Below are 10,919 nucleotides of genomic sequence, written 5' to 3'. Positions count from 1 at the left end.
GCTCCAAAGTCCTGCAAGAACTGGCCCATCTATCCTAAAGGAAACATGAAGCGTTGATGTACCGCTGTGGTACTGCCCCTGTGAGGCGAGTGTCCGCGTCGGATTGTAATCCTGAAGCGGGGAATCGTATAAGCTCCGGATTTCAGCGGGATTAACTTTACATGATGTATCTGATGATCGCCGGAGGGCTTGTCCTCCTGTTCCTGGGGGGCGAAGCGCTGGTCCGCGGATCAGTTAGTGTTGCCCGAAAACTCAATATTTCTGAACTGGTGATCGGTCTGACGCTCGTCGGATTTGGTACGTCTGTTCCTGAGCTCGTAACCAGCCTGCAGGCGGTCGATAAAGGCGCTGTCGGTATTGCGGTCGGAAACGTCGTTGGGTCCAACATCGCAAACGTGTTGTTGGTGCTGGCAACTGCGGTGATCCTGTCGCCGATCATGGTGAACCCGAATGCCATTCTGCGGGACGGCTCTTTCATGGCGCTGGCAACGGCGATCCTGTGCGGCCTTTTATGGTTTGACCTGTTCGGCCGTTTGACCGGCTTCCTGCTGGTTGCAATGCTGATCGGCTATCTCACGCTGTCGATTATCCTCGACAAGAAGCGCCAGGATGCGACGGCCCACATGCATGAAGGCGAGGGCGAGATCGTTGAGGTTCATTACGGGCTAGGCTTGGGTATCCTGATCGCGATCGGGGGGCTGATTGGCGTCGTCATTGGCGCGAACCTGCTCGTTGAGGGCGCGGTGACGCTGGCCAGATCGGTTGGTATCAGTGAAACTGTGATTGGCCTCACCATCGTGGCCATCGGGACCAGCCTGCCAGAGTTGGCAACCTCTGTTGTTGCGGCGTTCCGCAAGAAGGCGGACGTAGCGCTGGGCAATGTTATCGGATCCAACCTGTTCAATATTTTGGGTATTTTGGGCCTTACAGCACTCATTTCGCCGTTCAGTGTACGCGGGGATGCCGGTGCGGAAGCAATGTCCAGTGCCGGGTCGGCGAGCATCATGTCGACCATGGATGTTGGCACGCTGGTGCTGTCTGTCGGGCTGCTGCTGCTGTTCTCGCTGACGGGGCGCAAGATTGCGCGCTGGGAAGGGGCAGTTCTGCTTCTGGGATACGTGCTCTATATGGGCCTGACTTTCGACCTCATCCCAGTACCGGCGATCCTATCCAATGGCTGACAATCCTATCTATCAGAACCTCGGCCAGCTTGGCCGGCAAACCGCGCAACCGCAGAACCCTGACGAGGCGGAGCTGGAGCGTGTCCGTAATCCACATGCTAACACCTTGTATCTTACCAGGTTTGTGGCTCCGGAATTTACCTCGCTGTGTCCGGTGACGGGGCAGCCGGACTTTGCGCATCTGGTGATCGACTATGCGCCGGGTGAGTGGCTGGTCGAATCCAAAAGCCTGAAGATGTATCTCACGAGCTTCCGCAACCATGGTGCCTTCCATGAGGAATGCACTGTTTCCATTGGAAAAAAAATCTTCGAGTTCACCGAGGCGACCTGGCTGCGGATCTCCGGATACTGGTATCCGCGCGGGGGTATTCCGATCGACGTGTTCTGGCAGTCGGGCGACGTGCCGAAGGGGCTCTACGTGCCGGAGACGGGTGTTGCGTCGTATCGCGGACGCGGCTGAAGCGTATCAAACCGTGTACTTTTGAGGACGTTTGAGGCCTCCTGGATACTGAAAGCGGCAGATTGGTGCCGCTTTCAGTCCGGCTTGGTCCACTTCGTCACGAGCCCGGACATCTCGGGGCGAATACGTTCCTGCGGATGGGCGGTCGCGGTTCCGAGATAGATGTAACCGGCGAGGCGCTCATTCTCACGAAGGCCGAGAAGGGCATCGACTTCCTTGTCGAAGGCGATCCATTCCGACAACCAGACACCGCCCCAGCCGCAGGCGTTTGCGGCCAGCAGCAGGTTGTAGCAGAGCGCCCCGGCGGAGAGTTCCTGTTCCCAGACCGGCGTACGGCCATCATCGGTGGGCGAGGAGACGACTGCGACGACGGTCGGTGCGCGCAGGAGGAGGCCGACAGCGTCCATAACGTCCCGCTCTTCAGCGCCCGGCTTCTTGCCGGCAATGCGGGCGAGTTCCTTGCCGCACTCAAGGCGGCTGTCGCCCTGAAAGACGATGAAGCGCCAGGGGTTCATCTTGCGGTGATCGGGCACGCGCGCGGCGACTTCGAGGAGCTGGGCAAGCTCATCCTCATTCGGGCCGGGCTCGCTGAGGAACAGCTTGTTGGCGGATTTGCGCAAGGCAAGGAAGCTGCGCACGTCATACGCTGGGCGTGTGGGCAGCATCGCTGTGCCGGCGGGCGGGGGATTGGGGAAGAGCTTGGTCACGCCCCCGCATTAGCGGTTCAGACGGGCGCCGGAAAGGCTCAATCAGGCCAATGATCTGCTTGCGTACCAGCGTTAACGCGCCTACAACCACAAAAAGTAAACAGTGTTCACTAATTGAACGCACGTTAAGGTGGCGACCTTGGATTCCCATACACATCCGGAAGAAAGCCCCGCAGAACGCCGCCGCCAACGGGTGCGCACAGCGATTCTGGACGCGGCCGAGCGCGTGTTTTCGCAGGAAGGTGAAACCGGGCTTTCCATTCGCCGGCTGGCCGATGAAATCGATTATTCGCCTGCGGCGATCTACAAATATTTCGGCTCCAAGGAAGAGCTGCTGGACGAATTGAAGGAGTCGTTCTTCGAACGCCTGATGTCGACAGTGGACCGGGCGTCGTTGCAGGCCCTGCCATTTGAAGAGCGGGCCAGGTTAAGCTTTGCCAGATATGTGGAAACTGCAATTGCGCGTCCGCATCATTATGCGGCGGCATTCTCCTCCACCAGCGAACGCGACGCGCTGGCCGATCCGGCGCCCTGCTGGGAGGACTTTGAAAAAAGCAATAAGGGCCAGGCCTTCATGATCGTTGTGGGACTGGTGCGCGAAGGGCAGGCGCTGGGCGCGTTCGACGCGGCGTTCGACCCGTTCGTCGCGGCCAAATCGCTCTGGGCCTCCATGCACGGCGTGGCGATGCTTCTCATCCATGCGCCGGGCTTTCCCGTAATACTTCCGACACCAGATCGGGCGTTGAATATGGATGAGTTCATCCAGTTCCATTCCGGGCTGCTGTTTCGCAGCCTTTGTACCACCCCTGTATCGCCAGCTTTATCCGGGCACGACCAATGACGACTGAAACAGACTACGAAGAAGCCGAAACTGGCCGCCGTCGCCGCCCGACCTTTCTGAAGGGGCTGTTGTTCCTGTTCCTGCTGGCGATTGTTCTGGCGGGACTGGGCGCGGCGGCGTGGACGCTGCGCAGTGCGGAAGGGCCGAAGATTGCGACCGTGGAGCCAGAGCCGCTGACAGTGAGCGTGGTTGAGGTGAAGTATCTCGACCAGCTGGACGTGGAAGAACTTTACACCGGACTTGCCGAAGCGCGGCGGACGAGCCGGCTGGGCTTTCAGACAGGCGGGCGGATCGACATGATTGGCGTGCGCGTGGGCGACCGGGTGAAAGCCGGGCAAACGCTGGCGCGGCTGGACACGCGCGGCCTTGGCGCGCAGCTCGCCTCTGCGCAGGCGGTGGTGGAAGAAGCGCGCGCCGGGCACAAGCTGGCGCTGGATACGGCAGACCGGCAGCGCGCCCTGATGGCGCAAGGCCATGTTTCGCAGCAGCGCGTGGACGAGGCGGTCGCGCAGGCAGCCACCGCGATGGCGCGCGTGGAAGCGGCGCGGGCGCAGGCAGATACGCTCCGCGTGCAGATCGACCTTGCCAGCATCGCGGCGCCCTATGACGGGGTGATCGTTTCGCGCTTTGCCGATGAAGGCACCATTGCCGGCCCGGCGCAATCCATTCTGGAACTTGTGGAGGCCGGAGACCTGGAGGCGCGCATTGGCGTTCCCGCGCGGATCGTTCCTGAACTTGTGGCGGGCAATGTCTACACGCTGGAAGCAGAGATTGGGCCTGTGGACGCGGTGCTGCGCAATGTGACCGGCGTGGTGGACGCCACGCAGCGGACCGTGGCGGCGGTGTTCGAGATCCCCGCGGCGAGCGGCGTTCCGGCAGGCTCCATCGTGCGTCTGCAGATGGAGCGGAAGCTGGAAGAGAAAGGGTTCTGGGTGCCGTTGAAGGCGCTGGCGAGTGCCAATCGCGGCATGTGGACCGTATATGCCGTTGTGGCCGAAGGCGATGGATGGCGCGCGCAGCCGAGACTTGTGGAGATGGTGTATCCCGCAGGCGACAAGGCATTCGTGCGCGGGCCGATTGAGCCGGGCGAGCGCATCATCGTGGACGGCCTTCAGCGCGTCACGCCAGGGATGCCCGTTTTGCCGCGAGAGGCGCAAAGCGCCGAAACGGTGAATGGCGGCTGACGCGCGGGGGAGCTGGGGGTGAGCACGCTATTCTTCAAAAATCCGCGCCTGACGATCCTGACGATCCTTGTGATCCTGCTGGGCGGACTGGGCGCTTTGATGACCCTGCCGAGGCAGGAAGACCCGACACTGGTCGAACGTTTCGGAACCGTTGTCGCAGTTCTACCCGGCGCAGATTCGGAGCGAATGGAGGCACTGGTCGCGCAGCCGTTGGAGGCTGCGCTGATGGAGTTGCCGGAGGTGAAGCAGGTTGACACCGTTTCGCGCGCCGGTGTGGTGCAGCTGACACTCGACATTGAGGAAGGGCTGACCGCAGCCGAAGTGGACGATGCGTGGACACTTATCCGGCAGAAGGTTGAGCAGGCACGACGATCATTCCCCCCCGGAACATCTGCGCCGGAAGTAACACGGCAATATGTCGGCGCCGCCACGATGGCTGTTTCGCTGACATGGATGGGTGAAGGCGATGCGCCGCTGCCGATCATGCGGCGGATGGCGCTGGATCTGCAGGACCGTTTCCAGCGGCTCGATGCGACGGAGCTGACGCAGACTTTCGGGATGCCTGTTGAAGAAGTGCGCGTGGTGATGGATGCCGAGGCGCTGTCTGCAGCCGGGCTGAGCTTTGGCCAGGCGGCAAACGCCATGCTGGCGGCGGACGCGAAGAATCCCGGTGGGCGCCTGCGCACCGATGGCGGCACGATCGGCATCGAAGTGGGCGGCGAGTTCACCAATATTGCGCGAATTTCCGAAGTGCCCGTTCTGCAGCGGCCCGATGGCAGCGCCGTGCGCCTTGGCGATGTGGCGCGTATCGAGAAGGGCCTGCAAGACCCGGCGACCAAGACGGCGTTCGAGAACGGGCACCGCTCCGTTCTGGTGGCGGCGTATATCTCGCCAATGCAACGGGTGGATATCTGGTCTGAACGCGCGCGGCAGATCGTGCATGATTTTTCCGCGACCATGCCGCCGGGCCTCAAGGCCGAGATTGTGTTCGACCAGAGCGTCTACACCAATGGGCGGCTGAACGGGCTGGCGCAGAACCTGCTCATGTCCGGCCTGATCGTGTTTGCGGTATTGTTCTTCCTGATGGGGTGGCGCTCAGCGCTGGTGGTCGGCTTTGCGATGCCGCTGACGGTCGGGCTGGTGTTGATTGCGTTCAATGTGTTCGGTCATCCGCTGCACCAGATGTCCGTGACCGGACTGGTCATCTCACTTGGCCTGCTGATCGACAATGCGATTGTGGTGGCTGATGATGTGGACCAATGGCGGGCCAAAGGAAGCTCGCGGCTTGAGGCTGTGCGCCGGAGCCTGAAGCAGCTGGCTGCGCCGTTGGCGGCCTCGACACTGACGACTGTGCTCGCCTTTGCGCCGATTGCCATGCTGCCCGGCGCGGCGGGTGAGTTCATCGGCATGGTGGGCCTTTCTGTGATCTATTCGATCACCGCGTCGTTTGTCGTTGCGGTGACCATCGTGCCCGCGATGACGGCGTGGTTTGACCGCACGCGCAATTGGGAGCGGGGCGCGGCGCCCCGCAAGCGGCGCTGGTGGCGCGACGGCATTGCCATCGATGTGGTTTCAGACGGATACCGGGCGACGGTGGAAGCTGTGCTGCGCTTTCCGCCGCTGGGTATCCTGATTTGTATCGTACCGGCGGTGATGGGGATCTATCTCACCAGCACCCTGCCGCAGCAATTCTTTCCGCCTACGGAGCGGGACCAGTTCCAGGTGACGGTGAACCTGCCTTTCGAGGCGGATTTGTCGGACACCGCGGACGTGACCCAGCGGGCGACGGACTTTATCCTCGCAACCGAGGGCGTGAAGTCGGTGACCTGGGTGCTCGGGGAGCCTTCGCCGCGCGTCTATTACAACGCCATCAACAATACGCAGGGCGTGGAAGGCTTTGCGACGGGCTGGGTGCAGCTCGACAGTAATGAGCGCACGCATGAGATCGCTGACGATATCCAGGGGCGGGCGCGGGCGGAGTTTCCGGGCGCGCGGTTCCTGGCGTTGCCCTTCGAGCAGGGGCCGCCGGCGGATGCCCCGATCGAGCTGATCCTGCGCGGGCCTGACCTTGAGACGCTGAACCGGCTGGGCGACGAGTTGCGCGCGATCCTGAGCGAGACGCCGGGGGTAACGTATACGGTCGCATCCTTGCAGCTGGGCGCGCCGACGCTGCGCCTGAAGGCGGATGAGGCGGCGGCGGCGATGGCGGGATCGCGGCTGGCGGATATTGCGACCAATCTGAATACGGAGCTTGAAGGCGTGCGGGCAGGGTCCGTGCTGGAAGGGACGGAAGAACTGCCGGTGCGCGTGATTGCGTCGGATGCGCGGCGCCAGTCGCTATCCGACCTCCGCTCCAAGACGATTGGCGCGGCGCCGGGGATGACCGGAACGCCGATTTCCGCGTTGGGCGAAATGGAGCTGACGCCGAAGACGGCGACAATTTCCCGCCGGGATGGCCTGCGGACGAACCAGATCCTTGCTTACCTTGATCCGTACACGCTGCCTGCGCCGACGCTGGCGCAGTTCCAGGAGCGGCTGGCGGGGAGCGGGTTCGTGCTGCCGCCGGACTATGACATGCTGATCGGCGGGGAGGCGGAAAACTCCGGTGAGGCGGTGGGCAACCTCGCAAGCGTCGGCATTCCGCTGATGCTGGTGATGGCGGGAGCGATCACGCTGGTGTTCAACTCCTTCCGGATGATGCTGCTGATCGTGACGGCGGGTATTATCTCGGTGTTCTATGCCTTCTTCGGGGTGTGGCTGTTCAACCTGCCATTCGGGTTCAACGCGATTGTGGGGAGCCTTGGACTTTTCGGGATCGCGATCAACAGTTCGATTGTGGTGCTGTCGCTGCTTCGGGCGAATGAAGATGCGATGGCGGACGACATCATCGCACAACGCGAAGTGGTGATGGATGCTACCCGGCACATCATTGCGACGACGCTGACGACGATGGGCGGGTTTGTGCCGATCCTGCTGACGGGCGACACGTTCTGGCTGCCGCTGGCGGCGGGGATCGCAGGCGGGGTAGGCGGATCGGCGCTGATCGGGCTTTATTTCACGCCGGCCGTGTTCCGCATCATGACGATGAAGCCCATCCGGCGGCTGTTCGGGTACCGCCCGCCGCAGCGTCATCAGCCAGCCGAATAGGCTAAGGGAATTGAAACATCGCGCGTCCGGTGCCATCTCCACCGGCAGAGCGCAGCAACAAAGAGGCCGCGGCCATGGAAAACCCCGATATCGGCGCCCCGCCACCCGTCTGGAAACGCCTTCGCTTCGAAGCGCAGGCCGCAGCGGCTGAAGAACCGACGCTGGCAAGCTATCTCAATGCCGCGATCCTGTCGCATGCCTCATTGGGGCAGGCATTGTCCTTCCACCTGGCAGAAAAGCTGGCCGGTCCGGGCGCCGGGCCGCAGCAGGTGAGGCATATCCTTTCCGCGGTGTATGAGGGCGAAACTGAGCTGATCGAGATGGCGGAAGCCGACATGCAGGCCGTGATGGAACGAGATCCGGCGGCGCGCGGGATGCTTCAGCCTTTCCTCTATTTCAAAGGCTTCCTGGCGCTGCAGACCCACCGGGTTGCGCACGAGTTGTGGCGGCAGGGCCGCGAGACGCTGGCGTTCCACTTCCAGAGCCGGGCGTCTGAACTCTTCGATGTGGATATTCACCCGGCGGCCCGGATCGGGCGCGGGGTGATGCTGGACCATGCTTCGGGCATCACCATCGGCGAGACAGCAATTGTGGGCGATGGTTGTTCGCTGCTGCATGGCGTGACGCTGGGCGGGACGGGCAAGGAAGTTGGCGACCGTCACCCGAAGATCGGGCGCGGGGTGTTGCTGTCGGTCGGCGCGAAGATCCTTGGCAATATCCATGTGGGCGACGAGGCCAAGGTGGCGGCGGGCAGCGTGGTGCTGAAAGACGTTCCGGCGCGCTGCACCGTGGCGGGCGTGCCTGCGCGGATCGTGTCAGGCCCGACCTGCTGCCAGCCGGCGCAGACGATGGACCAGGCGATTCCCGAAGGGCAGGCTGAGTAGTCACAGGGAAGCGTGCAGCAGGCCCGTTGCGCTGGCGGCGAAACTGACTAGGTTCCGCGCCAGCGACAAACACCAGATAAATAACAAGGAGTACCGCCATGGAGCGCGAAGAAAGCTTGCGTCTTGAGGCGTATCTCAAGGAAAAACTTCACCCCGGCCTGCGCCTCGTGGCGCGCGACAAGGCCGCTGATTCGATGGAAGTCTATCTCGGCGCCGAGTTCCTGGCGGTCGTCTACAAGGACGAAGACGAGGGCGAGACCTCCTACCAGTTCATGATGACGGTCCTCAAAGAGGACATCATGGGCGGCTGAGCCGCGCCTTGAACTAGTCCCGGTGCGCTGCGCGTGCCAGCCTGTCATTGATCGCTTCGCCGAGCCCCGTCATCGGGATGGGCGCTACGGCGATGCGATCAAAGCGCTCGTCCAGGGCGCGGAGCATGGCAAACAGCTTCGTGGCCGCTTCTGCCAGATCGCCCGAGGGCGAGAGATTGAGGCCGCCGCGGGAGGCTGGACCAAACCCCAGATAGCCTTCGCCATCATCGGGCGCGTCGATATTCAGGCGCAGCCTGGCCTTTGGCGCGTAATGCGATTTGAGCATGCCGGGCGCCGTGATCGAGGCGCCTGAGGCGCGGGCGAGCGGCTGGCCGATGAAGGCTTCCAGTTCATCGGACGGCACCGCGCCGGCGCGCAGGAGCGTGGCGGTGTCGCCTTCGACTGCGAGAATGGTCGATTCGATGCCAACCTCGCAGGGGCCGCCATCGAGGATGAGATTGATCCGGTCTGCCAGATCGACGGCGACATGTTCGGCGCGCGTGGGGCTGACATGGCCGGACCGATTGGCCGAGGGCGCAACCAGCGGGCGGCCAAACTCTCCGATCAGGATGCGGGCCGCCGGATGGGCCGGGCAGCGCAGGCCGATTGTTTGCAGGCCAGATCGGGCAAGATCGCAGACCGTTCCGCCAATCAGCGCGGGCAGGACAAGCGTGAGCGGGCCGGGCCAGAACTTTCCAGCAAGGCGGGCGGCCAGCGGCGAGAACACAGCTTCTCGCATGGCCATCTCGATGCCGGAGACGTGGGCGATCAGCGGATTGAAGCGCGGACGGCCCTTGGCTTCGTAGAGGCTGACCACGGCATCCGGATTGGCCGCATCGGCGGCGAGGCCGTAGACGGTTTCCGTCGGGATGGCGACAAGGCCACCTTCGGCGAGGACTTCGACGGCGAGTGCGACGGTTTCAGGCAGGATGGGGACGATGGGCGCGGTCATGGGCTTTCGCTTAGCACCGCGCCGATCAGCGTCAATTGACGGATCAGTTAATGCGCGTGGCCTTACCGGAGACCGAGACCGTGATTTCGTCAGACACCCAGCTGCCGCCTGCATCGGAAACCTGGCCGAGATCCAGGGCCTTGCGGGAGAAGACGGCGCTGCCGGAGAGGTCTGCCACGTCGCCCTCCATCGTCAGGGTGAAGGCGAGCGGCGCCGAGACTTCCTTGCCTTTCAGCGTCATCGTGGCGGTGGCGGAGTAAGCGTCCGGGCCTGTGCTCTGGAAATCGGTCAGGGCGACCGTTGCGGCCGGGAAGGCGGCGGTGCTGAACCATTCGCCTTCGCGAAGCGTCGAGTCGTAGAGCTTGGTGCCCGTCGACGCAGAGGCGGTTTCGACGGTGACCGCAACGGACGAGGCGGCGAGGTCTTCCGGATAGAAGGCAACATCGGCGTTCCATTTGGTGAAGACGCCGGAGAACTCCTTGCCATCATAGATGCCGGTGAAGCGGATTTCGGACTGGGCGTAATCCACCGCCCAGTTGCCCTGCGCGCTTTCGGCGCCAGCGGGCGCCGCCGGGGCGGAGGCGCCGCCCGAGCCGATCAGCGGGAATGCCGCAATGATGGCAAAGAGGATGATGCTGCTGCCGAAGGCGACGAGCGCGCCGCGGGCGGGCGGCGAGGGCGGGGACGTTTTGCCGAAGAGGCCGGGGACCATACGCTTCAGAACGCCATCTTCGCTGCCGATCTCATGTTTGACGGCGCCGGCGACATGCAGGCCGAGCAGGACGATGATGACCCAGGCGCCCTTGGAGTGAATATTCTCCACGATGCCGTGGAGCAGTTCGTTGCCCTGACGCAGGCCAGAAGTGAACGGCAGGTGGGGCCAGTCGACCGTGCCGAAGAGGACGGTAGAAATCTGGAAGGGGGAAATGGAAACCAGCAGCCAGCCGGCGAGCGGAATGATGACCATCATCGCGTAGAAGACGATCTGAACGAAATGGGAGAGCTGGCGCTCGTAGGGTTTCATATCGTCTGGCAGCGGCGGGGGCGGATTGAGCAGGCGCCAGGCGATGCGGGCAACCGTCAGGAAGAGAAGCGTGATCCCCACCGACTTGTGCAGCTGATAACGCACCTCGTTGTCATCCATGTTCCAGCCAAGCCAGATCATGAAGAGAAGGAGGAAAGCCATGGCCCAGTGAAGGGCGATGGCCACAGCAGTATAGCGGGAAGCCGGTGAGGATGACGACATTATGGA

10 protein-coding genes are annotated in these 10,919 nt (G+C 62.9%); 7 read left to right on the top strand and 3 right to left on the bottom strand.

Annotation, left to right across the window (positions count from 1 at the left end; genetic code table 11):
* Positions 1-161: 161 nt before the first annotated feature.
* The gene (locus K1X12_RS12255) at positions 162-1,181 is read left to right on the top strand and encodes a calcium/sodium antiporter (RefSeq protein ID WP_220987855.1); all 1,020 of its coding nucleotides are present in this window, start codon (positions 162-164) and stop codon (positions 1,179-1,181) included.
* Positions 1,174-1,641, top strand: a complete 468-nt coding sequence (gene queF / locus K1X12_RS12250; protein ID WP_220987854.1) for a preQ(1) synthase — start codon at positions 1,174-1,176, stop codon at positions 1,639-1,641. Before K1X12_RS12255 ends, queF begins: the two co-directional genes overlap by 8 nt.
* A 74-nt stretch (positions 1,642-1,715) precedes the next feature.
* On the opposite strand, the gene K1X12_RS12245 is transcribed toward queF, so the two are convergent.
* Positions 1,716-2,348 (bottom strand): nitroreductase family protein, encoded by a 633-nt coding sequence (locus tag K1X12_RS12245; protein ID WP_220987853.1) that lies wholly within the window; start codon positions 2,346-2,348, stop codon positions 1,716-1,718.
* A gap of 130 nt (positions 2,349-2,478) precedes the next feature.
* On the opposite strand from K1X12_RS12245, the gene K1X12_RS12240 reads away from it, so the two are divergent.
* The 5 genes from K1X12_RS12240 to K1X12_RS12220 all read left to right on the top strand — a co-directional run bounded on the left by K1X12_RS12240 (position 2,479) and on the right by K1X12_RS12220 (position 8,715).
* Positions 2,479-3,189: a TetR/AcrR family transcriptional regulator gene (locus K1X12_RS12240; RefSeq protein ID WP_369426119.1), complete on the top strand. Its 711-nt coding sequence runs from the start codon at positions 2,479-2,481 to the stop codon at positions 3,187-3,189.
* Positions 3,186-4,373, top strand: coding sequence for an efflux RND transporter periplasmic adaptor subunit (locus K1X12_RS12235; protein WP_220987852.1), 1,188 nt, complete (start codon positions 3,186-3,188; stop codon positions 4,371-4,373). The genes K1X12_RS12240 and K1X12_RS12235 overlap by 4 nt, the downstream gene beginning before the upstream one ends.
* 18 nt (positions 4,374-4,391) lie before the next feature.
* Positions 4,392-7,520, top strand: a complete 3,129-nt coding sequence (locus tag K1X12_RS12230; RefSeq protein ID WP_220987851.1) for an efflux RND transporter permease subunit — start codon at positions 4,392-4,394, stop codon at positions 7,518-7,520.
* Between the two features lie 74 nt (positions 7,521-7,594).
* Positions 7,595-8,404, top strand: a complete 810-nt coding sequence (cysE, locus tag K1X12_RS12225) for a serine O-acetyltransferase (RefSeq protein ID WP_220987850.1) — start codon at positions 7,595-7,597, stop codon at positions 8,402-8,404.
* 98 nt (positions 8,405-8,502) lie between these two features.
* On the top strand, positions 8,503-8,715 hold the full coding sequence (locus K1X12_RS12220) for a DUF3126 family protein (RefSeq protein ID WP_220987849.1): 213 nt from the start codon (positions 8,503-8,505) through the stop codon (positions 8,713-8,715).
* A 13-nt stretch (positions 8,716-8,728) separates the two neighbouring features.
* On the opposite strand, the gene K1X12_RS12215 is transcribed toward K1X12_RS12220, so the two are convergent.
* Together K1X12_RS12215 and K1X12_RS12210 are read right to left on the bottom strand one after the other, a co-directional pair.
* Entirely contained in the window at positions 8,729-9,667 is a 939-nt protein-coding gene (locus K1X12_RS12215) for an L-threonylcarbamoyladenylate synthase (RefSeq protein ID WP_220987848.1), read from the bottom strand.
* A gap of 43 nt (positions 9,668-9,710) precedes the next feature.
* Positions 9,711-10,913, bottom strand: coding sequence for a cytochrome b/b6 domain-containing protein (locus K1X12_RS12210; RefSeq protein WP_220987847.1), 1,203 nt, complete (start codon positions 10,911-10,913; stop codon positions 9,711-9,713).
* Between the last annotated feature and the right edge of the window lie 6 nt (positions 10,914-10,919).

It is taken from the genome of Hyphomonas sediminis (genome assembly GCF_019679475.1).
In the GTDB taxonomy this organism is placed as follows: Bacteria; Pseudomonadota; Alphaproteobacteria; order Caulobacterales; family Hyphomonadaceae; genus Hyphomonas; species Hyphomonas sediminis.
The sequence above is the reverse complement of the archived record's forward strand: the minus strand, read 5'-3'. Positions and strand labels throughout refer to the sequence as shown.

Coding starts and splice junctions, on each gene's coding strand:
- K1X12_RS12255 (WP_220987855.1), top strand. CDS start 162: ATGATGTATCTGATGATCGCCGGAGGGCTTGTCCTCCTGTTCCTGGGG.
- queF (WP_220987854.1), top strand. CDS start 1,174: ATGGCTGACAATCCTATCTATCAGAACCTCGGCCAGCTTGGCCGGCAA.
- K1X12_RS12235 (WP_220987852.1), top strand. CDS start 3,186: ATGACGACTGAAACAGACTACGAAGAAGCCGAAACTGGCCGCCGTCGC.
- cysE (WP_220987850.1), top strand. CDS start 7,595: ATGGAAAACCCCGATATCGGCGCCCCGCCACCCGTCTGGAAACGCCTT.
- K1X12_RS12220 (WP_220987849.1), top strand. CDS start 8,503: ATGGAGCGCGAAGAAAGCTTGCGTCTTGAGGCGTATCTCAAGGAAAAA.
- K1X12_RS12215 (WP_220987848.1), bottom strand. CDS start 9,667: ATGACCGCGCCCATCGTCCCCATCCTGCCTGAAACCGTCGCACTCGCC.
- K1X12_RS12210 (WP_220987847.1), bottom strand. CDS start 10,913: ATGTCGTCATCCTCACCGGCTTCCCGCTATACTGCTGTGGCCATCGCC.